Raw genomic sequence first — 22,440 nt, forward strand, 5'->3', positions numbered from 1 at the left:
GTCATACGGCTCTGGGAGCCTGTACGACGAGACGCTGAGTGCGCGAGGAGATGGTCATGGCAGGAGACACCACCATCACGGTCATCGGCAATCTGACCGATGACCCCGAGTTGCGGTTCACCCCGTCCGGTGCGGCGGTCGCCAAGTTCCGGGTCGCTTCGACGCCCCGTTTCATGGACAAGACCACCAACGAGTGGAAGGACGGCGAGCCGCTCTTCCTGGCTTGCACCGTGTGGCGTCAGGCGGCGGAGCACGTCGCCGAGTCGCTGCAGCGGGGCGCCCGCGTGATCGTCTCGGGTCGGCTGCGTCAGCGGTCGTACGAGACCCGCGAGGGTGAGAAGCGCACGGTCATCGAGCTTGAGGTCGACGAGATCGGCCCGTCGCTGCGCTACGCCACGGCGAAGGTGCAGAAAATGTCCCGCTCCGGCGGCGGTGGCGGCGGCTTCGGTGGCGGTGGCGGTGGTGGCAGCCAGGGTGGCGGCGGAGGCAACTTCGACGACCCCTGGGCTTCGGCCGCACCCTCTCCCGCGCGTGCCGGTTCGGGCGGCAACTTCGACGAGGAGCCTCCGTTCTAATGGCGCCGAGCGCCCGCGATCGCAAACCAGGAGCACGTGCAATGGCCAAGGCTGCGGCACTTCGCAAGCCGAAGAAGAAGGTGAACCCGCTCGACAAGGACGGGATCACCTATATCGATTACAAGGACACCGCGCTGCTGCGCAAGTTCATCTCCGATCGCGGCAAGATCCGCGCTCGGCGGGTGACCGGCGTGACCTCGCAGCAGCAGCGGCAGATCGCCCGTGCGGTCAAGAACGCCCGTGAGATGGCGCTCCTGCCGTACACGGCTACCACCCGCTGAGAGGAGGCACCGATATGAAGATCATCCTGACTCAGGAAGTGTCCGGCCTCGGTGCCCCGGGCGACATCGTCGAGGTCAAGGACGGCTACGGCCGTAACTACCTGCTGCCGCAGGGCTTCGCGATCGCCTGGACCAAGGGCGCGGAAAAGCAGGTCACGGTCATCAAGCGGGCCCGCGGGGCCCGCGAGATCCGCGACCTCGACCACGCCAACGAGGTCAAGGGTCAGCTCGAGGGTCTCAAGGTCAGCCTGAAGGCCCGCGCCGGCGACGGCGGGCGGCTCTTCGGCTCGGTCACTCCGGCCGAGATCGTCGACGCCGTCAAGGCTTCCGGCGGCCCGGTCCTCGATCGGCGCCGGCTGGAGGTGCCCGGTCACATCAAGTCGACCGGCAGCTACCCGGTGAAGATCAAGCTGCACCCCGAGGTGACCGCGTCGTTCAACCTGAACGTCGTTCAGGGCTGACGCCAGCGACACCACCACGAAGGCCCGTACCGAGCGATCGGTACGGGCCTTCGTGCATACCCGTCGTGGCGCGCCCGCGCCTGGTCAGCCGATCGGCTGACCGGTGACCGCGCTGATCAGCACCGTGGAGAGACCGCCGCCCACCACCGCGGCGGCGACCGCGATGGTCGCCGAGCGCCACGTGGTGCCGACCCGACGCAGCAGCGCCGCCACCACCAGGCTGCTCACCAGCGCCAACCCGAAGCGCGGCGAGCCGGCGAGCAGTGACTCCAACGCGCGCGACCGGGGCGAGTCGCACCCACCCCCACTGATGTCGGTGACACAGCCGGCCGGCGCCTGGCCCTCCAGAGTCAACAGCCAGACGAAGATCAGCATCGCCGGCACGAGGTAACAGGCGGCGGTGTACAGCATCGGCCGGAAGGGCCCACCCGGATCCGGGTCGAGCAGGTCGTCCTCCAGGCGCCGAGCCCACGCGCCCGAGGCCGCCGACTCGACCCGCCGACGTACCGATGCCGTGCCGACCGGTGGCTGGTCCGCCCGACGCCGTGGACCACCACCACGCGGTACGGGCGCGCTGCGCGGGCGCGGAGCGGTGTACCCGACCACCGGAGACCGGGGTGCCGACGTCGCCGGATCCATCCACCGGGGGTCATCACCAGCCAGTCGGGTGCCGGACCAGAACCCTTCGGCCCGGCTCGGCCAACCCTCCGCCGCCACCGACCGGTCGGAGCGTGGCGGCAGCGTCCGATCCCACTGGTCGTCCTCGATCGCGGACCGCTCCCACTGACCGGTGCGGTCGGACCGCTCCCAACCACCGATGCTCTCCGCCTGCGACCACTGCCCGCTCAGGTCCGTGTCGTCCGCACCGGCAGCCGACGGCCACGCGTGCACGCCCGAGGCGTCCCACGGGTCCACCGCTGGCGCGTACGACGGCTCGGGCTCGACCGCCCGCTCGGGCCCCCGCTCCCACGGGTCGACCGCCGGCCGGGACCAGGACTCCTCCGCGGCCCGGCGGCTGCGCCGGGTGGGCCGGTCCGCATCCCATCGGGGCGCTGGCTCGGCCGGAGCGGCCTCCAGATCACCGCCGGACCAGATCACCTGGGGACGGCCGGCGGGCGCACGGCGGGGACGGCGGTCCGGGACCGCGCCGGAGACCGGCTCCTCCTCCGCCGCCGAATTGGCGCGCCGACGGCCGGCGTACCCCTGCTCCTGCGGACGGTCGAGCGTCCACTCCTGGGTGTGATCCGAATCGGTTGCCGCACCGATCGCCGGCCGCTCCCGCCAACTCGTCTCGCTGACCCGTCGCCGGCTGCTCGTCGTCTCGGTGGCTCGCCAACCGGCCCCGGGACCCGGTCGCTCGGGCTCGACCTCGTCGTCCGGCGCGGCGTGCCGGCCAGCGCCGTCCGCGTGCCGGACCCCCGACTCCAGCGCCCACCGGGGCAGGTAGGCGTCCACCGGCTCATCCTGCCCACGGTCCAACGCGCGCCGCCGACTGGAGGTGCGATAGCGCCCGTCCTCGTCGTACGGGTCGACCGGAAGTGGCGGCGCGGGCTCACCCCACGAGGTGGTCGGCTGGCGCTCGCGCGGGCTGCCCTCCCCGCGCTCCCAGTCCCGGTAACTCACGGCCGGAGTGTGACCCTTCTGAACCGAAAGCGGAATCCGCTGTCCAGGTGAAGCCGTTCGCTGGAGATAGTACGGGACGATCGTGTCACAGGCCCGACCGAAATATTCTCCTCCACAGGCTGGGGATCATGTAACCCCAGGTCAGCGGGGTGTGGCCGAGAATTCCCCAACAGTTGTCCACAGCCTGTGCACACGCTGCGCACATGCTTGCCCACCAGCATCCACAGGTTGTCCCGAGGCTCGTCCACCGGCGTTGTTGAGTCGCTGACCTCGGGGTCCGTATGGTTGGCCCTCGACCGCCGGCGTGATGCCCCCCGATCGACCGGCCTGGTCGGACGGAAATGTCGTACCCCGGCGATAGAGCTGGGATCGGATCCGGCGCAGTGGAGGGGGGACCCGTGTCGGTCACCGACGACATGCGGGCGGAGCCACGCTCCGGCGGCCAGCCGCCTGCGCAGCGAGACGGCCAGTTCGACAAGACCCCGCCGCAGGATGTCGCGGCCGAGCAGTGCGTCCTCGGCGGCATGCTGCTCTCCAAGGACGCCATCGCCGACGTCGTCGAGATCCTCAAGACCAACGACTTCTACCGGCCCGTGCACGCCACCATCTTCGACATCATCCTGGACATCTACGGGCGGGGTGAGCCGGCTGACCCGATCACGGTGGCAGCCGCATTGACCGACTCGGGCGACCTGGCCCGCATCGGCGGCGCGCCCTACCTGCACACCCTCATCGCCAGCGTGCCCACCGCCGCGAACGCCGCGTACTACGCGCGGATCGTCAGCGAGCGGGCGGTGCTGCGCCGGCTGGTCGAGGCCGGCACCAAGATCGTGCAGCTCGGCTACGGGACGGCCAACGGCGGCAGTCGCGACGTCGACGACGTCGTGGACCTCGCCCAGCAGGCCGTCTACGACGTCACCGAACGTCGGGTCAGCGAGGACTTCGCGGTACTGGCCGACATGTTGCAGCCCACGCTCGACGAGATCGAGGCCGTGGGGGCGCAGGGCGGGATGATGACCGGCGTTCCGACCGGCTTCACCGACCTGGACCGGCTGCTCAACGGCTTGCACGCCGGTCAGCTGATCATCGTGGCGGGTAGGCCCGGTTTGGGTAAGAGCACGGCAAGTATGGACTTTGCCCGACACGCTGCTATCCGCGCCAACCAGGCGGCCGCCATCTTCTCGCTGGAAATGAGCAAGGTCGAGATCGTCATGCGACTGCTCTCCGCAGAGGCACGGGTGCCGCTGCACGTGCTGCGCAGCGGGCAGCTCTCCGACGACGACTGGACCAAGCTGGCCCGGTGCATGGGCGAGATCAGCGAGGCACCGCTCTTCGTCGACGACACGCCGAGCATGAACCTGATGGAGATCCGGGCCAAGGCCCGCCGGCTCAAGCAGCGACACGACCTCAAGATGATCGTGGTCGACTATCTCCAGCTGATGACGTCGCCGAAGCGCACCGAGAGCCGGCAGCAGGAGGTCGCGGACCTCTCCCGTGGCCTGAAGCTGCTGGCCAAGGAGGTCGAGTGCCCGGTCATCGCGGTCAGTCAGCTGAACCGTGGCCCCGAGCAGCGCACCGACAAGCGGCCTCAGTTGTCCGATCTGCGTGAATCGGGATCAATTGAGCAGGATGCGGACGTTGTGATCCTGCTGCACCGCGACGACTACTACGACAAGGAGTCGCCGCGGGCGGGCGAGGCGGATTTCATCATCGCCAAGCACCGGAACGGCCCCACCGACACGGTGACCGTCGCAGCCCAGCTGCACCTGTCCCGCTTCGTCGACATGGCCATCGTCTGAGTCGACATGGCCATCGTCTGATCAGCGCGGCACATCCCGCGGCGATCAGCCGAGCAGCGGAAACCAGCCAGCCGACTCGCCCAGCTCCAACCGGTCCCGATCGGTGAGCGGGAGCCTGCCGGTGGCCTTCAGCAGGAACTCGTGGTCGTCCCAGCCGGTGGGGCGCACTGTGTCGTCGCTCAGCAGGCCGTCCACGGCGGTCACCGCGACCCGTACCGCCAGTGGGCCGGGCGGCGGCGCGCCGGGCAGTTCCGGCGTCAGGTCCAGGTGGTGCACGACGGCCTCGGTGGTCAGGGTGGCGAGGAAATCCGGTACGCGCAGCACGTGGCCCTGTGTGGCCACGTACCCCGTCGGGTCGGCCGCCCTGGCGGCCCGGACCGCCGCCGGGGCGGTCTCCGCCCAGAGTTGGACGATCCCGGTCGGCCGGTCGAAGGCGGCGGCCGATCGGCGGACCCACCAGGCGTGCCGGCCGTCGTCACCGCCGCCAGCGGGGAAGCCGCGCCAGTAGCTCACGTCGTCCACGTCGGCGGGGCCGGCGGCGGGACTGGCCAGTGCGACCAGGGCTCGCTGCGCGTCGCCGAGCAGATGGAAGAGCAGGTCCGCGACGAGCCAGCCCCGGCAGCGGGTGGGTCGTTGCAGGTCCGCGTCGTCCCGGCCGTCGACCACGGCGGTGATCCCGTCGTACGCCTGAGCCAGCGCCTCGTCCGGCTGGATCGCGGTCATGCGATGCAGCCTCGCACGGACCCTCCCGCCCGCCAACCGTTGGCGACGGTGGCGGTGGGCGATGCGCCCGGGCCGACCCGTGGATCGGCCCGGGCGGGTTGACGGTCTCGGCTCAGCCGAACATCTCGTCGAGGAAGCCCTTGCGCTTCTTCTGCCGGTAGTGACCGTGGTAGCCCTGGTGCTGCTGACCGTGACCGCCGTACGCCGGGGCCGGCGGGTAGCCGTGAGCGGGCGGGGGCGGCGGCGGGGGAACGGCACCATAGCCGGGCTGGTGCTGCGCCGGGGCGTGCGGCGGCGGGTAGCCGCCCGGCTGCTGAGCGGGCTGCGGCGGGGCGCCGCCGGCCTGCTGGCGGCTCCAGTTGGCCTCCGCCTCGAACAGCTTCTCCAACTCGCCGCGGTCGAGGAAGATGCCTCGGCACTCCCCGCACTGGTCGATGACGACGCCGCTGCGCTCGTACTGACGCATTTCTCCATGACACTTGGGACAGGTGAGACTCATCATCCGAAGGTACCCGGTCGAGTCACGCGGTCGCGGTAAGCGACTCGATCACCTCGTCGTCGGACACCTCGTGGAAGTCCTCGAAGTAGACGCTCACCGCGCCGAAATCAGGCGGGCGCTGGGCGCAGACGACCTGGTCGGCCTCGGCGGCCAGCAGTTCGTACGCCTCCTGCGCGCCGACCGGAACCGCGACCACCACCCGGCGGGCCCCGAGGTGGCGCGCGACCTCCACGGCGGCTCGCGCGGTCGCGCCGGTGGCCAGCCCGTCGTCGACGATCACCGCGATCCGTCCGGTGAGGTCCAGCGGTGGGCGACCGCCCCGATAGAGCCGCTCCCGGCGCTCCAACTCGGCCTGTTCCCGCTGACTGACCTCGGCGATGTCCTCGCTGCTGAGCCGGCCGGCCACCGCGTCGTTGAGCACCTGCACGCCGCCCGGGCCGAGCGCACCGAACGCGACCTCCCGGGCCCACGGCATGCCGAGTTTGCGGACCACCAGCACGTCCAGGGGCGCGCCGAGCCGTTCGGCGACGACCCGGGCCACCGGTACGCCGCCGCGGACCAGACCGAGGACGACGACGTCCGGTTCGCCGATCAGTGCGGTGAGCCGCTCGGCGAGCACCCGGCCCGCCTCGGCCCGGTCGCGGTAGGTGGTCATGCCTTCAGGTCTACGCCCTGCCGCGTCGTTCTGCCCGGCAGTTACGCCGAAGTGGTCCGACCGGACAGTTCACCGGGCAGCGGGACGGTCGCCGCATCGGGCTCGCGGTGCAGGGCGGGCGCCCAGGTGAGCAGGGCCAGCGGGTACAGCAGGTAGCCGAACCGGGTCGTGGGCATCAGGGCGATCGCGACGAGCAGTCCGTACCCGCAGATCAGCGCGGTGGCGACGGCGGTGCGGGGCGGACGGCGGGCGAGCCGGACGGCGATGGCCAGTCCGGCCGCGACCAGCAGCGCGGCGGCGATCAGCCGGCCGGCGGGCAGCCCGGTGGCGATCAGGTAACCGGGGAACGGGGACTGCGCGGGGCTGGTGACCAGGCCGTGGCCGAGCGGGAAGCGCAGCACGTTCTCGGTCAGCGCGTCGTGGTCGACCAGGAGGGCGGGGATCAGCGCCGCGACGGGCAGCCCGATCGCGCCGGCGGCGACCCGGGTGCCGGCCCGCCGGGTCAGCCCCCAGACGATCAGGACCAGGGCGACCGGCCAGGCGAACAGCTTCAGCGCGCCGGCCAGGCCGACCGCGAGGCCGGCCCGGCCGGGGCGGTCGGCGGCGGCGAGCGCGAGGGCCAGCAGGCAGAGCGCGAGTACGGGCAGGTCGTCGCCGCCGGTGGCGAGGGTGAGCGCGCAGATCGGCAGGACGGTGGCGGCCTGCACACCTCGCAGCAGCGCGGCATCCCGCCGGTGAGCCGTGTCGGCGGAGGCGGCCGGTTGTGCCCGCCGGGCGTTGGTTGGCGCGGCGCGCAGGGCGGCAACCGCCAGGGCGAGCGCCAGTGCGGTACCCACCGCGAACCAGACCCGGGCGTCGGTCCACCAGGTGTCGACCAGTGCCCTGGGCAGGCCGAACATCGCCATGCCCGGCTGGTACGGGGTGTAGCCGAGCAGTTGCTCGCCGGACGGTAGGGCGGCAATCGCGTCGGGTCCGAGGTACGGGGTGCCGTGCTCCAGCAGGCGGTTGCCGGCCTGCTCCACGACCAGCACCTCCTCCTGCGCCCGGTCAGTGCGTCCGGTGGCCCGCTCGATGCTCTGCCACAGCAGAGGCAGCAGCGCAGTGCTCGCCCAGGCGAACCCGGTGACCGCCCAGCGGGCCGGCAGACCCACCAGCCGGGAGGCAGGGGTGCGCCGGCGCAGCAGGAGTTGGACGCCCACCGCCACCGCCGCGACCAGGTAGCCCACAGCGGCGACCCCGCCCCAGGCGCGGTGCGGCAGCAGCGTCGAGGTGGCCGCGGTGATCGCGGCGAAGACGGCCGAGACGGCGTACAGGCCGAAGTCGAGAGTGAGACCGTCGGCGGCGGAGTCGACCCTGCGCCAGTGACGACGGCGGGCGGTCGGGGCGTCGGCGATCACGCGCGCCAGTCTGGCAGACCACCCTGGCCGGCCGTCGGGTCAGGCGGGGAGGTGCGGAACGCGGTCGGGTCGGCCGCGGCCGTTCTGGCGGCGGGTCTGGCTCAGTCGGATCACCGCGCCGGCGTCGTGCAGGGGCGGTGCGAGGGTGCCCGGGCGTCCACCCGAGCCGCGCTGCAATGCGGCGAGCAGGGTGCCGGCCGGCATCGGCCGGGCGAACAGGTGCCCCTGGCCGGCGGCGCAGCCCAGCTCCCAGAGGGCCCGCCGCTGCGGCTCGCTCTCCACCCCCTCGGCCACCACGTCGAGGTCGAGGCTGCGGCCCAGGTCGAGGGTGGAGCGGATGACGGCGGCGGCCTCCGCCGAGCTCTCCATCGTCGTCACGAAGCTTCGATCGATCTTCAGCTCGTGCACCGGGATCCGGGAGAGCAGGGAGAGTGAGGAGTAGCCGGTGCCGAAGTCGTCCAGCGCCAGCCGGACGCCCTCTTCGCGCAGCCGGCTCAGCACCCGGTCGACCACGTCGAGCTGGCTGAGCGTCAACGTCTCGGTCAACTCCAGCACCAGCCGGTCCGGCGGCAGGTCGTGGGCGCGCAGGCGGGCCAGCACCGAGCCGGGGAACCGCGCGTCGAGGAGGCTGCGCGGGGACACGTTGACCGCGACCGGCACGTCGAAGCCAGCGTCGCGCCAGCTGGCCGCCGCGATCAGAGCCTGGTCGAGGATCGCCTCGGCGAAGGCCGGCAGCAGACCCGAGCGCTCCACCGCCTCGAGGAAACGCAGCGGATCGATCATGCCGTGGGTGGGGTGGTGCCAGCGGGCCAGCGCCTCAACGCTGGTCACCTCGCCGGTGCCCAGGTCGACGATCGGTTGGAAGTTGACGACGAACTCGTGGTCGGCGACCGCCCGCGGCAGATCACCGCCGAGGGTGAGGCGGCCCAGGTCGGCCGTGTCCCGGGTGGGGGCGTACGTGGAGATCCGTTGCCCGGCCCGCTTCGCCTGGTACATCGCCACGTCGGCGCGGCGCAGTAGCTCGGCCATGCCGCCGCTGGCCGGGGCGGCGGAGATCCCGCCGCTGGCCTCGACGCTGATCCGCATGCCGTCCAGCTCGAACGGCTCGTGCAACGTGGCGAGCAGCGCCTCGGCCCGGTGCGCGGCCACCGCCGGGGCCGGCAGCCCGCGCAGGAGGACGGCGAACTCGTCGCCGCCGAGGCGGGCCACCAGGTCGCCACCCTGGGCGGCGCCCCGCAGCCGTTCGGCGACCTGCACCAGCACCTGGTCGCCGGCGGCGTGCCCGAGCGTGTCGTTGACCTCCTTGAAGTGGTTGAGGTCGATCAGCACGAGCGCGGTCACACCGTCGGCGTGCCGGGCGCTCAAATGCTCGGTGCCCTGGTCGAGCAGATGCCGCCGGTTGGCCAGGCCGGTCAGCGCGTCGTGCGCGGCCGCGTACGCGTGTTCGTCGGCAACCCGGGCCAGCTCGGCGTACGCCTGGGCGTTGCGAACCGCCGTGCAGAGCGCGGAGGCGAAGGTCCGCAGGGTGTACTGCTCCCGCTCGGAGAGCTGCACCGGGCCACGGAAGCGCAGCCGCAGCACGCCGACGTCGGCTGAGCGGTCGTGCCCCTCCAGCGGCGTGGGGACGATGGTGCCGTCCACGTCGGTGGGGGTGCCGCTCGGGCCGTCGAAGGTGATGCCGCCGGTGCCGCCGCGTACGGTGCGGTCGCCGTCGCGCAGCTCGATCTCGACCTCGTCGGCGGAGAACAGCTCGGCGGCCCGGGTGATGGCGGTGGTGAGGACGTTGTCGAGGTCGACCACGTTGAGCGCGTCGGTGGTGCGGGCGAGGCGCTGCCACGCCTGCTGCTCGGTCCTGGAACGGATTCTCGTGGAGTAGGCCAGGTGCAGGCTGAGCACGAGCGGCGGAACGGCCACCAGGAGTCGTGGGTCCGCCCGAAGGAGGAGCAGGGTGCAGACGGCGACGAGGAACCGCAGCGCCGAACCGACGCCCCGCAGGTCCCAGTTGGCGCGGAACTGCTGACGAACGCTGCTACCGGACGCTATCGCGATGACCGGGATCGCGATGATCTCGTCGAGCAGTGTGGCGGTCAGGTATGCGAGGGCTACCGGGCCGACAAGGTCGATGAGTCTCGAGGGGGGCCATGCCCAGTCCAGCGCCACGAGGGTCAGCCCGGCACCGGCGGCGACGAGGGCGTTCTTCCCGATGCTGAACGCCATTTTGATCGCCGGTAGACGCAGGACCGCGAAAGCCACTGCCACCCCAGTTGCCGTGCACAGCACGACCCAGGACGCCGGAGCGACTGCCACCCCGACGACGATCGCCGCCTCATTCCAGGTGATCGAGTGTGTGGTCGATCGGATTCTCACCCTTGCCTTGACCATGGTGGCAACGGCGATCATGGAGATGAGTGCTACGACGGTGGCGACTTCGTTAACGGTTGCCGGTGGATCGGAGAAAGCTCCTACCAGGGACAGCGCACAGACCGCCGCAGCCGTAACGACGATGACGCCAATGATCAGAGTCAGTCGTCGATGATCTTCTTGGTCGTGTTGCGCTTGGGAAGGCATGCCGCTCCCGAGGGTGCCCGGTTCGCTCCTGGCACCGTAGCGCACGACGAAGGGCCAGCGGCAGGCCCGCTCGTTGTCACATCCACTCGTTGCCGCGCATGACTACCTCCCGAGCATTCAGGCATCAGTAGCGACTCAGGGATTCGCCATTAATGCACCGACTTGCTGACGGGGATAGCCTAGTGGAGATATAACCCGGTACAGGCTGTCATATGTCTCTATGCGCAACATTAGCCAACTGGGAGACGGTTTGTAACGTTCTGTCCGCACTCCTGAGCGCACCGTTGAGGTTCACGCTTCCATCAGGAGCCGTTGCTCACCGCCGTAGGTTGGAATCCGATGGGTTGTGTCTGCGTATTCTCCCCAGTCTGACGGCTAACCCCCTGTTGCAGCATCTGGAGTTCGGCCAGAGGTAACAACCTGTTGGGCGTGGTGCTCGTCTGGAATGCCGGGGCAGGCGCAATCAATGGCCCGGCCGGAACTAGGCGTACCCCTGCAGCTTGCGCTGGGGTACGAAAGCCGCAACCTGCAGTAGGCATCCTGCGGCGCGCTGGCCAGGCTGGGTCGTTTGCCATCGATGAATGTTCCCGTCAGGTTGGCATCGGCCCGTTACGTTCGGTGCCCGTAAGATTCGTCGCGTGAGCGACTGAATACTCCGCTGGAGCAGGGGGGCGAGTGGAGATTCAACTTCTGGGCGGCCTCTCGGTGCAAGTGCCCGCGCGCAAGGTACACCTTGGTACACCCAAACAGCAGGCCGTTTTTGCGATGCTCGCAGTCCAGCCTGGTCAACTGGTGACGCTGAACGACCTGGTCGACGAGTTGTGGCCCGCCGGCCCGCCGCCTTCTGCTGTTGCGAATGTCCGTACCTACGCCGCCAATCTGCGCCGGACGTTCGAGACTTTCGAGTCCGGCCGGGGAGTCATCGTCCGGCAGCAAACGGGTTACCGACTCGTCCTGAGGCCGGATCTTATCGACGCATTCCGTTTCGAGATGGAACGCCGCGCAGGTCGGGAAGCCCTGACGGTCGGCCGTCCGGACCGCGCCCTGGAACTGCTGGGGCGGTCTCTACCGCACGATCGTCACGGCCGCTCTGCCTCGGCACCCGGCGAACAGCTCCGTATCCCAGCCGGCTGCCCGGGGTGAGCTCTCCGCCCCGAGCGCACCCGCTCCGGCGGGTGTCCCGATGCCCCACGGATTACGGCGACCCGACCCGGTGGATCATCTCCCCCGAGCGGTGACCGACTTCGTCGGTCGGGAGGACGTGTTGTCGAGCCTGCTGGCGGAGACGCGGCGGGTGGAGGATCGCGTCCCGGCCGTGCACATCATAGGCTCACGACCGTGACCGAACCCGCGCAGCTCAGCCACGTCGACCGCGCTGGCGCGGCCCGCATGGTCGACGTCTCCGCCAAGGCGGTGACCGGCCGGCTGGCCGTCGCGGCGGGCCGACTGCGGACCACGCCCGAGGTCGTCGACCTGCTGCACCGCGACGGGTTGCCCAAGGGCGACGCGCTGGCGGTCGGCCGGCTGGCCGGGATCATGGGCGCCAAGCGCACGCCGGAGCTGATCCCGCTCTGCCACCCGATCGCCCTGCACGGCGTCACCGTCGACCTGCGGTTGACCGCCGACACCGTGGAGATCACCGCCACCGCCCGCACGGCGGACCGGACGGGCGTGGAGATGGAGGCGCTCACCGCGGTCGCGGTCGCCGGTCTCGCCCTGGTCGACATGGTCAAGGCCGTCGACCCGGCGGCCTCGGTGGAGGCGGTCCGGGTGCTGCGCAAGGAGGGCGGCAAGACCGGCGAGTGGGTCCGACCGGAGGACCGGCCGTGATCCGGGCGCGGGTGATCGTCGCGTCCAACCGGGCCGCGGCCGGCGTCTACGCCGACACGAGCGGCCCGCTGCTCGTCGCCGGTCTCCTCGAGCTGGGCTGCCAGGTCGACGAGCCGGTGGTGGTGCCTGACGGTGAGCCGGTCCGCACGGCCCTGGAGGACGCCCTGGCCGATGGCATCGATGTGGTGCTGACCAGCGGTGGCACCGGGGTCACTCCGTCGGACCGGACACCGGACGTGACCCGGGCACTGCTGGATTACGAGATTCCCGGCATCGCCGAGGCGATCCGTGCGTACAGCCGCGACCGGGTGCCCACCTCGGTGCTCTCCCGCGGGCTGGCCGGGGTTGCCGGCCGGATGTTGGTGGTCAACCTGCCCGGCTCGACCGGTGGCGCCCGGGACGGGCTGGCCGTGCTCGGGCCGATCCTCGGGCACACCGTCGACCAACTTCGCGGCGGAGACCACTGACCGGTCCGCGGCCAGGCCCGGCGGGTGTCGGTCCATCCCGATAGGCTCGGCCGGTGAGCACGGAAACCGCACCAACAGCGGACCGGGTCGCCGCGCCCCCGCCGGCCGGGTGGGAGGAAGCGCGGTCCCGGGTGTACGCGGTCGGCCTGGCCGCCGCGCTTCCCGCCGTCGCCCGGCCACTGGTCGACGCCGACGGGCTGACCCTGGCCGAGCCGTTGACCACCCGCACCGACCTGCCGGCCTTCCCCACTTCCAGCGTGGACGGCTGGGCGGTGCGCGGCGCGGGCCCGTGGCGCGTCGTCGGCCGGGTGCTGGCCGGCAACACCCCCGCGCCGCTCACCGAGGACGGCACGACAGTCGAGATCGCCACCGGTGCGATGGTGCCCGACGGCGCCACCGCCGTGCTGCGCGTCGAGGAGTCCACCACCACCGACGGCCTGGTCAGCGGCACCCTCCGGGAAATGCCGGAGTGGCGGCAGCCCGGCGAGGAGGCGTACGCCGGCGAGGATCTGTTGCCGGCCGGCACGCCGGTCGACCCGGCGGTGATCGGTCTGGCGGCTTCCTGCGGGCACGACACGCTGCTGGTCCGACGGGCGCCGCGCGCCGCGCTGCTGGTGTTCGGCGACGAGCTGCTCACCGCGGGGCCGCCCGCCGCCGGCCGAGTCCGGGATGCGCTGGGTCCGGCGGTGCCCGCGTGGCTGCGCCGGTACGGCTGCCAGGTTCGTGGGTCCGACGTGGTCGGCCCGGTGGCCGACACGCTGCCCGCGCACGTGGCGGCCCTGCGCGCGGCGCTGGCCAACGCCGACCTGGTCTGCACCACCGGTGGCACGATGAACGGTCCCGTCGACCACCTGCACCCGACCCTGGAGGCGCTCGGCGCCGACTACGTCGTCAACACAGTGGCGGTGCGGCCCGGTTTCCCGATGTTGCTGGCCCGGCTTGCCGGCCACGACGGGCGGGCCCGGTTCGTCGCCGGCCTGCCGGGCAACCCACAGTCCGCCATCGTCGCGCTGGTGTCGCTGGTCGCCCCGCTGCTCGCCGGCCTCCAGGGTCGCCCGATGCCGGTGCTGCCGCAGGTCACGCTGGCCGAGGCGGTGCCTGGTCGTGGCGACCACACCCACCTGGCACTGGTCCGGCTGGACCGGGTCGCCGGCACCGCGTACCCCGTGCGGCACGTCGGTTCGGCGATGCTGCGCGGGCTGGCCGGTGCCGACGGGTTCGCCGTCATCCGGCCGGGCACCAGCGGCGAGCCGGGCGACCGGGTGCCGATCGTGCCACTGCCGTTGCTGCCCGGGGAGCGTGCGTCGTGACCGCGCCAGCCATCACCTTCGGTGAGGTCACCGACCAGCCGCTCGACCTGGCCACGCACGAGGCGGCGGTTGCCGACCGGCGGGCCGGCGCGGTGGTCTCCTTCCAGGGCGTGGTCCGCGACCACGACCACGGCCGTCCGGTGGTGAGCCTGGAGTACGAAGGGCACCCGAGCGCCGCACAGGTGCTGCGCGAGGTGGCGGCCGAGATCGCGGCCGAGCCCGACGTCTACGCCGTGGCGGTCTCGCACCGGGTCGGTCCACTGGTGATCGGTGACGTGGCGCTGGTCGCCGCCGTGAGCACCGCGCACCGCGCAGCGGCCTTCGCGGCCTGCGCCCGGCTCGTGGACGAGGTCAAGGCGCGACTGCCGATCTGGAAGCGGCAGGTCTTCGCCGACGGCACCGAGGAATGGGTCAACTGCCCCTGACCGCTCAGCGGCGGCCGTTGACCGCCATGGGCCGGGCGAGCCGATCGCCGTAGAACGCCGGCTCGGCACCAGGGCGCCAGGGCAGCGCGGCGACCAGCACGATCAGCGCGAGCGCGAGCGAGTTCTCCATCAGTGCGCCGAACAGACCGTCCTGGTAGTGCGACATCTCCGGCAGTTGGTGCTCGTACGGCCAGATCGGGGAGATCAGGAAGAGCAGGTAGAGCCCGATCGCGGCGACGCCGTGCCGGAGCCCGGTCAGCGTGGGGTACCAGATCGGCGGCCGGAGCCCGTTGAGCCCCGGCAGCCCGCCGAACGTCAGGCCCTGGCCGGTGCGCTGCGCCAACCCCCGGCTCGCCTCTCGGCGGCGCACCGCGGCGTCGCCCAGCACGATGATCGCTGGGATCACCCAGACCAGGTGGTGCGTCCAGGAGATCGGGCTGATCACGTTGGCGGTCAGACCAACCAGCGTGAACGCGGTCAACTCGTCGCCGTCGGCGCGTGAGCTGGCCGCCCGGGACAGGCCCAGCGCCAGGATCAGCACCGAGAAGGAGAGCCAGAGCAGCCCGGGGGTCTCGATCGAGTCGTACAGCCGGGCAAGCAGGCCGGCGAGCGACTGATTCGGCGTCATGTCCGCCGCGCCGACCCGCTCGGTCTGCCAGAGCACGCTGCCGAAGTACGCCCGCGATTCGTCGCCGACGATCGCGAAGGTCCCCACCGTCACGCCGATCGTGGTGCCGATCGCGGTGGCCGCCACCCGCCACTGGCGGGTGATCAACAGGTAGCCGATGAACAGCGCCGGGGTGAGCTTGACCGCGGTGGCCAGGCCGATGCCGGCACCGGCCCAGGCGCCGCCATAGATGAAGCGCAGCAGGGGGCCGTCGGTCGCGGCGTAGTGGGTGCCCCTGCGGGAGCGCCAACGCAGCCCGATCAGGTCGGCCATGATCAGCGCGAACAGCAGGATGTTGACCTGGCCGTAGCCGAGGGTTTCCCGGCCCGGCTCGATGGCTATCGCCAGCGGCACCGCCAAGGCCACGCTGAACCACAGTGGCCAGGCCAGCCGGTCCACGATGGGGCGGAGCAGCCCGGCCAGCACCAGCGCCAACGCGGCGATGCTGGCGAGGGCGTTGACCATCCCGGCCGCGCCGATCGGTAACTGTGCCATCGGCAGCATGACCAGGCCGCCGAACGGCGGGTAGGTGAAGCCGAGGGTGGTGCCGGGCGCGATGAACTCGTAGAGCTCGTGACCGCTCGCCCACCACACGACGGCACCGTGGTAGATCTTCATGTCGAAGAAGCTGTACGGCCGCCCGAACGCACCGATGGCGAGCCATGCGGCGTAGGCGACGGCGGCCACGATGGCACCCCGTACGACATTCCTGCGATCGATCCCACGCGTCACGCGCCGGACTGGGGCGAGGCGGTCCGCCCGACTACCGACGGTCGTCGGCATGGCGCGGCCACCTCCATACCAAGGTCGTCCTACCCGTCCAGGTCCCGCACGGAGCCTAGAACGGCGCCTCACGTCAGTGCCTCCCGCGTTATGCGACCGTGTCCGATCCCACACATGTTTTTGACATTTCCACCGCGTTAACGCCTACCGGGCGGTTCAGGTAATTCGCGGCCTTAGCGGGGGGTGGGGATGGCGCGAGAGGGTATCGACGCAGGTCAGCCGGGGAGTCGACGAGCGGTGGAGGCGGATCGGACGGCGATCCGAGCGTCCCGCCGGGCGGTGCGGACGGCGCGTTGCACAGAACGTCGAGAGTGGCCGATGCGATGACCGGTCCGCCAACGCAGACCCGGCTTGCCGCCGGTGTCCGCCGCAGCGAGCAGCAGGCCGCCGAAGATGCCGAGGTTTTTCAGGACGTGGACCTGGTTGTTGTTCCGGGCGACCGGGTCGTCGTTGTTCCAGAAGGGATGCCCGGCGATGGTCACCGGCACCAGCGTGCCGGCGAGGACCAGCGCGGCGGGTCGGCTGAATCGCCCGGTGGCCAGCATCAGGCCGGCGCTGACCTGCACCAAGGCGTTGAGCCGGATCAGCGTCTCGGTCTCGGTGGGAATGCTCGGGTGTGCCTTCTGCAGGAGCGGCGTGACCTTGTCGGTGACCGGCTTGGCTGCCGCCGCCAGCCGTTCCGGGTTGCGGAAGTTGCGGTACCCGCTGACCACGAAGATGCCGCTCAGCATGGCGCGGGCTAGAGAGCGTACGGGCGTCATGGATCAGTCATACCCCGTCGCGGCCTTTGCTACCCCGGCAACCGCCGGATCCGGATCGGTGGTCATGCACATGCGCCACGCCGATTCGAGCGACCATCGCTGATGGACCGGCCGTGACGGGTAACGTCGCGCGGGTGACCACGCTGCGGCTACGACCCGAGGATCCGGCCGACGCCGGCCCGGTGCGTCGGGCGCTGGCTGCCGCGTTCGCCCGGCCGGACGTGGCGACCCCGCCGGAGGTGGGCCTGGTCGACGAGCTGCGGGGCACTGCGGCCTGGCTGCCGGAGCTGGCCATGGTCGCCGAGTACGGCGGCGAGGTGGTCGGGTACGCCCTGCTCAGCCGGGTGCGGGTCCGACCGGATCGGGGCGCCGACGCCCCAGCCCTGGCGCTCGGCCCGGTGGCCGTCGCGCCGCACCGACAGCGGGTCGGGCACGGCACGGCGGTGGTGCAGGCCGCTCTCGACGCTGCCACCGAGCTGGGCGAGCGCCTGGTCGTGGTCCTCGGTGACCCGGCCTTCTACCGCCGGTTCGGCTTCGTCGCGGCCAGCGAGCTGGGGCTGACCAGCCCGTGGGCCGGTCTGGGTGAGCCCTGGCAGGCGCTCGTGTTGCCGCCGTCCACCAGCGAGGAGGGGCCACCACCGCGCGGCGAGGTGATCTTTCCGGCGCCCTGGTCGCAGGTCTGACGGCGCCGGCCTCGCGATTCCCAGGGGGCCGGGTCAGACCGGCTGGGTGCGCAGGTACCGGCCGAAGTGCGGGACGGTGAAGGCCACCGTGCCCCGCTCACCGGAGTAGATCAGCCCCTTCTTGATCAGCGCGTCCCGAGCCGGGGAGAGGCTGGCCGGCTTGCGGCCGAGGGCCCGGGCGATCTCGGCGGTGGGTACCGCGGCGTCCATGTCGTCGCGGACCACGCCCCCGGACTCGCCCTCCACCAGAGACAGCGTGGCCATCGCCCGCATGTACTCACGCTCGGCGGGGGTGGCCCGCTCGAACCGGGAGCCGAAGAAGCCGACCGCCAGCTCGGCTTCCGCTTCCGGTGCGGCGACCCGGACGTCGGCCGCCGTGATCGGCGAGCGCGGAGCATGGTCCCAGGTCGCCTTCCCGTACGCCTGGACGAAGTAGGGGTAGCCGCCGGACTTCTCGTAGAGCAGGTCGAGCGCCTTCTGCTCGTACTCCACCTCCTCGCGCTCGGCCGGCGCGCAGAGCGCCTGGTCGGCGGCGATCCGGTCGAGCCGGTCGATGCGCTGGTAGCGGAACAGCCGCTCGGAGTACGACTTCGCGGCACTGAGCACGGCTGGCAGGTGCGGCAGGCCGGCGCCGACGACGATCAGTGGCGCGCCGAGCTGGGACAGCTCGTGGCAGGCGGCGCAGAGCGCCGACACGTCCTCCGGGCCGAGGTCCTGCATCTCGTCGATGAAGACGGCGATGCCGGTGCCCACGTCGCTGGCCACGGCGGCGGCGTCAGTGAGCAGCTCGACCAGGTCGATCTCGATGTCGCCGGAGTCGGCTCGACCGCTGGCCGCTGGCACGTCGATCCCGGGCTGCCACCGGTCGCGAAGCTTCGGGGCGGCACCGGCACGGCCGGTCGGGGCGGACCGCTGGGCGAACGCCTTGAGGACCCCGAGGAAGGCGTCGATCCGGTCGGGCGCGCGGTGTCGGGGGGCGAGCTCCCGGACCGCCATGTGCAGCGCGGCGGCAACCGGGCGGCGCAGCGACTGGTCCGGCCGTGCCTCGATCTTGCCGCTGCCCCACAGTCGGTTGATTGCCTGCGAGCGGAGGGTGTTGAGCAGGACGGTCTTGCCGACGCCGCGCAGCCCGGTGAGCATGAGGCTGCGTTCGGGGCGGCCCCGGGCGATGCGCTCCAGCACGATGTCGAAGACGTCCAGCTCTCGCCCCCGCCCGGCGAGTTCGGGCGGGCGCTGGCCGGCGCCCGGTGCGTACGGGTTGCGGACCGGATCCACGCATCGCACAGTATCGGGCCATCTAGCGGCGAGGCTAGACATGGATAGATGGGGCTACCGGCGTGTCGGGGTCGTCGACAAGAAACTAGGGCTGTCTAGCGTCCACGCTAGACAGCCCTAGTTTTGGCTACCGGCTACCGCTTCTTCAGGCAGAGCACGTAGTCGAACAGGTCGACCGAGTTGTCGTGCACGTAGTTCGCGGTGGCCTGCGGCGCGAGCGTCTCGCACCGGTCGCCGTCGCTCGTCGCCGGAATCCGCAGCAGCACCTGGTAGGTGTTCGGGCCGCACGCCACCTTGCGCAGCTCCGCGTCGTCCTCGGTGCCTTCGTTGACCACGCAGTCGCCCTTGGCGAACTCCACCTCGCTTGGGCTCGGCGCTGCCGGCGTCGGCGCGTCGCTGGGCAGGGCCGGCGGTACGGCCCGCGCGGTCGCCGACGGTGCGGGCGCGGCGTTGCTGTCGGCGTCGGCGGCCTTCCAGACCGCCCAACCGGCCAGGCCGAGGCACGGGCAGAGCAGGAGCAGCACCACCAGCGCGATGATCAGGGCGACCTTCCCGCCGGTCTTCTTCGCTGGCGCGGCGGGCGGCATCCCGTACCCACCGGGTGCCGGCTGGCCCCACGGCGCCGCCGGCTGGCCCGGTGTCGGCCCGGCCGGCGGGAACGGCCCGGGTGGCGGTGGGTATCCGGCGCCGGAGCTGGGCGGCGGGTAGCCCGCACCGGAGCTGGGCGGTGGCGCCCAGCCCGGACCGGCGGGCGGCGGGTAACCCGGACCCGAGGCCGGCGGCGGACCCCACATGGGCGCGGTTGGCGGCTCCGCGCCGGCCGGTGGCGGGCCCCACTGCGGCCGGGTCGGGTCAATCGGTGGCGAGCCGTCGGGGCCGGTCGCCGGGCGTTGGTACGGGTCGTCCGGCTGCTCGGAACCCGATGGTCCGTAGGTCGTCATGTCATCCCCAGGGGTGGGTGGTCTCAGCGCTGCTTCAGGCAGAGGACGAAGTCGAGGGTGTCCAGCTCGCTGTCGAAGAAGTACCAGTTGGTGTAGCCCTCGACCTTGGCGCACTTGGCCTCGGCGTCCGGCTCACCATTGGTCGCGCCGTCGATCCGGTGCAGCACCTCGTACGACTTCGGGGCGCAGCCGCTGATCAGCAGCTTGGGCTTGCCACCAGCCGCACCATCGTTACGGACGCACTGGCCGACCTTGACGAACCGCGGGTCGGCCGACGACTCCGGCGCTGCGGCGCTCGGTGCCGGCTCAGCCGGTGCGGTGGCGTCCGCGCTGGGCTCCGCGGCGACGGCCGAGCCGGTCGGTGCGGTCGACGGGGCCGGATCGTCCGGTCCGCTGAGGAACCAGAACGCACCGCCGCCGGCCACCACCAGCAGCAGCACGATGGCCAGCACCGCGATCAGCGGACCTCGACCGCGCCTGCCCGGGGTCGGCGAGGGATCTCCGCCGTACGGGCCGTTGGGCCGGTACGGCTCCCCGCCGTACGCCGGGGCCGCCTGCGTCGGCCGGTAGGACCCACCACCGTAGGAGCTGCCAGGACCACCGCCGTACGGCCCCACCGGTGCACCGCCGTAGGACCCGTCGCCATATGACCCGGGCCGTCCCTGGACTCCCGGAGGGTAGGCCTGAACCGACGGCGGGTAGGTCTCGGGCACCGGCGGGTACGGCTGCTGTGCAGGCGGGTAGGGCTGCTGAACGGGCCGCCCCGATGTCTCGTCGGGTCGTTGCCCACGCCACGGTCCCGGGACGCCGCCACCCGGTGGTCCGTAGTTCGTCATGCCGCCCTCCTGCACGAGTGGTGAGGCCGGCCACCAAAGCAAGACGCCGACTCCGAGGTCACCGTAGCGTGGTCCACCGATGACCTCATCTCCACCGAGTGCCGCCGGCCTGGCCGGCCGTCGCACCGACGCCGCACCGACCCTCATCTGGACCGCGTTGATCGTGGTCTACCTACTCTGGGGCTCCACCTATCTCGGCATCCGGATCGCCGTGGAGTCGCTGCCCCCGCTGACGTCGGCCGCGCTGCGGTTCGCCGCCGCCGGCCTGGTGCTGGCGGCGGTGCTGCGACTGCGCCGAGGACCGGGCGCGCTGCGGGTAGACCGCCGGCAACTAGGCTCCGCCGCGCTGGTCGGAGTGCTCCTGCTCGCCGGTGGCAACGGCCTGGTGGTGCTCGCCGAGTCCGGGCCGCCGGGAGTGGCGGTACCGTCCGGGATCGCCGCACTGCTGGTGGCTACCGTGCCGCTGCTGGTGGTGCTGCTGCGCTCCGCCACCGGGGACCGCCCCCCGATCTGGACGTTCGCCGGGGTCACCCTGGGCTTCGTCGGTCTGGTCCTGCTGGTGCTGCCCGCCGGAAGCGCGGACGCGGTGCCGCTGGTCGGGGCGTTGACCGTGGTCGCGGCGGCCACCTCCTGGTCGATCGGATCATTCCTGTCCGGACGGATCCGGATGCCCGCCGACCCGTTCGTCGCCACGGTGTACGAGATGATCGCTGGCGCACTGGTGCTGGCCGTGGTCGCCGCCGGCCGGGGCGAGCTGCGCGACTTCCACCCGGCAGAGGTCAGCACCCGGTCCTGGCTCGCGCTGGCCTACCTCATGGTGGCGGGCTCGCTGGTGGCCTTCACCGCGTACGTCTGGCTGCTGCACAACGCGCCCCTCTCGCTGGTCTCGACGTACGCCTACGTCAACCCGGCGGTCGCGGTGGCGCTCGGCGCGCTACTGGTGGCCGAGCCGATCACTCCGCAGGTGCTGCTCGGCGGTGCGGTCATCGTCGCCGGGGTGGCCCTGGTGGTGACCACCGAACGTCCCCGCCGGTCGGGCGCAGCACCGCGATCGGGGGCGGTACGGGTGGGCGACCGCCGGTAACGTCCGGCCCATGTCGGCCGCAGCGCTGGTGCCGGTCGCGCTGGTCGGCGCGCTGGTTGGCCTCGCCGTACCCTCGCTGGCCCGGCGCTTCACCACCCCGCCGGAGCTGACGAGGGCCGGTCTTGAGCCGCGGCCCGGCGGGTGGGCGTGGCTCAGCCCGGTGGTGGCGGCCGTGGTGTTCGCAGGGCTCGCCGTGGCACGGGGTGACGACCCGGCGCTACCGGTCTTCCTCGCGGTGGCGGCCGTGGGACTGGTGCTCGCCGGGATCGACCTGACCTGCCTGCGGCTGCCCGACCCGCTGGTCCTCGCCGCCGGAGTGCTGGCCCTCGGCGGCCTGACCGGTACGGCGCTGCTCGCCGGCACCCCCGGCCGGCTGCTCGGCGCGCTGGCTGGTGCGGCGGCCGCCGGCGCGGCGCACCTAGTGCTCGCCCTGCTGCCCGGCTCACGGTTGGGCTTCGGAGACGTGAAGCTCGCCTCCGTCCTCGGCCTGCCGCTCGGCTGGCTCGGCCGAGACGCACTGCTGGCCGGCCTGCTCCTGCCACACCTGCTGCACGGCGGCCTGGTGCTCGGCCTGCTCGTCGCCCGGCGGGTGCGCCGGGACACCCTGCTGCCACTCGGGCCAGCCCTGCTCGCGGGCGCCTGGCTCGCAGTCCTCCTCGGCTGACCCGCCGACCGACCGCTGACGGTCCCGCCAGCCTGCGCCGGCTCGCCGCTGGCCCGCGCGCAGCCCGGCCCGCCGATCTCACTGTGGGTGACGCCGTTGCCGGCGCTCGCATGAAGAAGCGCGATACCTCAGA

The 22,440-nt window shown here is 72.0% G+C and carries 23 protein-coding genes; 12 read left to right on the forward strand and 11 right to left on the reverse strand.

What is annotated here, in order from left to right:
• Positions 1-38 precede the first annotated feature (38 nt).
• The 3 genes from OG990_RS29695 to rplI are packed head-to-tail and all read left to right on the forward strand — an operon-like array spanning position 39 to position 1,317.
• Positions 39-575, forward strand: coding sequence for a single-stranded DNA-binding protein (locus tag OG990_RS29695; protein WP_201749186.1), 537 nt, complete (start codon positions 39-41; stop codon positions 573-575).
• 41 nt (positions 576-616) lie between these two features.
• Positions 617-856: a 30S ribosomal protein S18 gene (rpsR, locus tag OG990_RS29700; protein ID WP_013289355.1), complete on the forward strand. Its 240-nt coding sequence runs from the start codon at positions 617-619 to the stop codon at positions 854-856.
• 14 nt (positions 857-870) lie between these two features.
• On the forward strand, positions 871-1,317 hold the full coding sequence (gene rplI / locus OG990_RS29705; RefSeq protein WP_328421961.1) for a 50S ribosomal protein L9: 447 nt from the start codon (positions 871-873) through the stop codon (positions 1,315-1,317).
• Between the two features lie 84 nt (positions 1,318-1,401).
• On the opposite strand, the gene OG990_RS29710 is transcribed toward rplI, so the two are convergent.
• Positions 1,402-2,940 carry a hypothetical protein gene (locus OG990_RS29710; protein WP_406077860.1) on the reverse strand — a complete coding sequence of 513 codons (1,539 nt, stop codon included), beginning with the start codon at positions 2,938-2,940 and terminating at the stop codon, positions 1,402-1,404.
• A gap of 398 nt (positions 2,941-3,338) precedes the next feature.
• On the opposite strand from OG990_RS29710, the gene dnaB reads away from it, so the two are divergent.
• On the forward strand, positions 3,339-4,739 hold the full coding sequence (dnaB, locus tag OG990_RS29715; protein WP_386986280.1) for a replicative DNA helicase: 1,401 nt from the start codon (positions 3,339-3,341) through the stop codon (positions 4,737-4,739).
• Between the two features lie 45 nt (positions 4,740-4,784).
• Here the strand turns inward: dnaB and OG990_RS29720 are convergent, their stop codons facing one another.
• From OG990_RS29720 to OG990_RS29740, 5 genes are all read right to left on the reverse strand, one after another.
• The gene (locus OG990_RS29720; RefSeq protein WP_406077861.1) at positions 4,785-5,462 is read right to left on the reverse strand and encodes a maleylpyruvate isomerase N-terminal domain-containing protein; all 678 of its coding nucleotides are present in this window, start codon (positions 5,460-5,462) and stop codon (positions 4,785-4,787) included.
• A 112-nt stretch (positions 5,463-5,574) separates the two neighbouring features.
• Positions 5,575-5,964 (reverse strand): zf-TFIIB domain-containing protein, encoded by a 390-nt coding sequence (locus OG990_RS29725; RefSeq protein WP_355601189.1) that lies wholly within the window; start codon positions 5,962-5,964, stop codon positions 5,575-5,577.
• Positions 5,965-5,983: 19 nt separating this feature from the next.
• A complete protein-coding gene (locus OG990_RS29730) occupies positions 5,984-6,616 on the reverse strand; it encodes a phosphoribosyltransferase (protein ID WP_386986288.1) in 633 nt (210 codons plus the stop codon).
• A gap of 41 nt (positions 6,617-6,657) precedes the next feature.
• Positions 6,658-8,010: a glycosyltransferase 87 family protein gene (locus tag OG990_RS29735; RefSeq protein WP_406081936.1), complete on the reverse strand. Its 1,353-nt coding sequence runs from the start codon at positions 8,008-8,010 to the stop codon at positions 6,658-6,660.
• A 42-nt stretch (positions 8,011-8,052) separates the two neighbouring features.
• A complete protein-coding gene (locus OG990_RS29740; RefSeq protein WP_406077862.1) occupies positions 8,053-10,581 on the reverse strand; it encodes a putative bifunctional diguanylate cyclase/phosphodiesterase in 2,529 nt (842 codons plus the stop codon).
• A 675-nt stretch (positions 10,582-11,256) separates the two neighbouring features.
• On the opposite strand from OG990_RS29740, the gene OG990_RS29745 reads away from it, so the two are divergent.
• The 5 genes from OG990_RS29745 (at position 11,257) to OG990_RS29765 (ending at position 14,613) form a co-directional block, all read left to right on the forward strand.
• Positions 11,257-11,724, forward strand: coding sequence for a winged helix-turn-helix domain-containing protein (locus tag OG990_RS29745; protein WP_406077863.1), 468 nt, complete (start codon positions 11,257-11,259; stop codon positions 11,722-11,724).
• A gap of 195 nt (positions 11,725-11,919) precedes the next feature.
• Entirely contained in the window at positions 11,920-12,411 is a 492-nt protein-coding gene (gene moaC, locus OG990_RS29750; RefSeq protein WP_406077864.1) for a cyclic pyranopterin monophosphate synthase MoaC, read from the forward strand.
• Positions 12,408-12,878 carry a MogA/MoaB family molybdenum cofactor biosynthesis protein gene (locus tag OG990_RS29755; RefSeq protein WP_328421943.1) on the forward strand — a complete coding sequence of 157 codons (471 nt, stop codon included), beginning with the start codon at positions 12,408-12,410 and terminating at the stop codon, positions 12,876-12,878. The genes moaC and OG990_RS29755 overlap by 4 nt, the downstream gene beginning before the upstream one ends.
• 53 nt (positions 12,879-12,931) lie before the next feature.
• Positions 12,932-14,188: a molybdopterin molybdotransferase MoeA gene (locus OG990_RS29760; RefSeq protein WP_406077865.1), complete on the forward strand. Its 1,257-nt coding sequence runs from the start codon at positions 12,932-12,934 to the stop codon at positions 14,186-14,188.
• Positions 14,185-14,613, forward strand: a complete 429-nt coding sequence (locus OG990_RS29765) for a molybdenum cofactor biosynthesis protein MoaE (protein ID WP_328421939.1) — start codon at positions 14,185-14,187, stop codon at positions 14,611-14,613. Before OG990_RS29760 ends, OG990_RS29765 begins: the two co-directional genes overlap by 4 nt.
• Positions 14,614-14,617: 4 nt before the next feature.
• Here OG990_RS29765 and OG990_RS29770 read toward each other — a convergent pair whose 3' ends face one another.
• Together OG990_RS29770 and OG990_RS29775 are read right to left on the reverse strand one after the other, a co-directional pair.
• A complete protein-coding gene (locus tag OG990_RS29770; RefSeq protein WP_328421937.1) occupies positions 14,618-16,063 on the reverse strand; it encodes a glycosyltransferase 87 family protein in 1,446 nt (481 codons plus the stop codon).
• 215 nt (positions 16,064-16,278) lie between these two features.
• A complete protein-coding gene (locus OG990_RS29775; protein ID WP_328421935.1) occupies positions 16,279-16,824 on the reverse strand; it encodes a DoxX family protein in 546 nt (181 codons plus the stop codon).
• Between the two features lie 134 nt (positions 16,825-16,958).
• Between OG990_RS29775 and OG990_RS29780 the strand changes: the two genes are divergently transcribed.
• Positions 16,959-17,507: an N-acetyltransferase gene (locus tag OG990_RS29780; RefSeq protein WP_355601202.1), complete on the forward strand. Its 549-nt coding sequence runs from the start codon at positions 16,959-16,961 to the stop codon at positions 17,505-17,507.
• 33 nt (positions 17,508-17,540) lie between these two features.
• Here the strand turns inward: OG990_RS29780 and OG990_RS29785 are convergent, their stop codons facing one another.
• From OG990_RS29785 to OG990_RS29795, 3 genes are all read right to left on the reverse strand, one after another.
• Positions 17,541-18,782, reverse strand: a complete 1,242-nt coding sequence (locus OG990_RS29785) for an ATP-binding protein (RefSeq protein WP_328421931.1) — start codon at positions 18,780-18,782, stop codon at positions 17,541-17,543.
• Between the two features lie 134 nt (positions 18,783-18,916).
• Positions 18,917-19,369, reverse strand: coding sequence for a hypothetical protein (locus OG990_RS29790; RefSeq protein WP_406081937.1), 453 nt, complete (start codon positions 19,367-19,369; stop codon positions 18,917-18,919).
• Positions 19,370-19,746: 377 nt separating this feature from the next.
• The gene (locus OG990_RS29795; protein ID WP_386986303.1) at positions 19,747-20,340 is read right to left on the reverse strand and encodes a hypothetical protein; all 594 of its coding nucleotides are present in this window, start codon (positions 20,338-20,340) and stop codon (positions 19,747-19,749) included.
• A 298-nt stretch (positions 20,341-20,638) separates the two neighbouring features.
• Between OG990_RS29795 and OG990_RS29800 the strand changes: the two genes are divergently transcribed.
• Positions 20,639-21,643, forward strand: a complete 1,005-nt coding sequence (locus tag OG990_RS29800; RefSeq protein ID WP_406077866.1) for an EamA family transporter — start codon at positions 20,639-20,641, stop codon at positions 21,641-21,643.
• Between the two features lie 10 nt (positions 21,644-21,653).
• Positions 21,654-22,307: a prepilin peptidase gene (locus tag OG990_RS29805; protein WP_406077867.1), complete on the forward strand. Its 654-nt coding sequence runs from the start codon at positions 21,654-21,656 to the stop codon at positions 22,305-22,307.
• Positions 22,308-22,440 lie beyond the last annotated feature (133 nt).

The sequence above is a fragment of the Micromonospora sp. NBC_00858 genome (genome assembly GCF_045207365.1).
GTDB lineage: Bacteria > Actinomycetota > Actinomycetes > Mycobacteriales > Micromonosporaceae > Micromonospora.

Coding starts and splice junctions, on each gene's coding strand:
- OG990_RS29740 (WP_406077862.1), bottom strand. CDS start 10,581: ATGCCTTCCCAAGCGCAACACGACCAAGAAGATCATCGACGACTGACT.
- OG990_RS29720 (WP_406077861.1), bottom strand. CDS start 5,462: ATGACCGCGATCCAGCCGGACGAGGCGCTGGCTCAGGCGTACGACGGG.
- rplI (WP_328421961.1), top strand. CDS start 871: ATGAAGATCATCCTGACTCAGGAAGTGTCCGGCCTCGGTGCCCCGGGC.
- OG990_RS29770 (WP_328421937.1), bottom strand. CDS start 16,063: ATGCCGACGACCGTCGGTAGTCGGGCGGACCGCCTCGCCCCAGTCCGG.
- OG990_RS29805 (WP_406077867.1), top strand. CDS start 21,654: ATGTCGGCCGCAGCGCTGGTGCCGGTCGCGCTGGTCGGCGCGCTGGTT.
- rpsR (WP_013289355.1), top strand. CDS start 617: ATGGCCAAGGCTGCGGCACTTCGCAAGCCGAAGAAGAAGGTGAACCCG.
- OG990_RS29775 (WP_328421935.1), bottom strand. CDS start 16,824: ATGACGCCCGTACGCTCTCTAGCCCGCGCCATGCTGAGCGGCATCTTC.
- OG990_RS29800 (WP_406077866.1), top strand. CDS start 20,639: ATGACCTCATCTCCACCGAGTGCCGCCGGCCTGGCCGGCCGTCGCACC.
- OG990_RS29730 (WP_386986288.1), bottom strand. CDS start 6,616: ATGACCACCTACCGCGACCGGGCCGAGGCGGGCCGGGTGCTCGCCGAG.
- OG990_RS29790 (WP_406081937.1), bottom strand. CDS start 19,369: ATGCCGCCCGCCGCGCCAGCGAAGAAGACCGGCGGGAAGGTCGCCCTG.
- OG990_RS29725 (WP_355601189.1), bottom strand. CDS start 5,964: ATGATGAGTCTCACCTGTCCCAAGTGTCATGGAGAAATGCGTCAGTAC.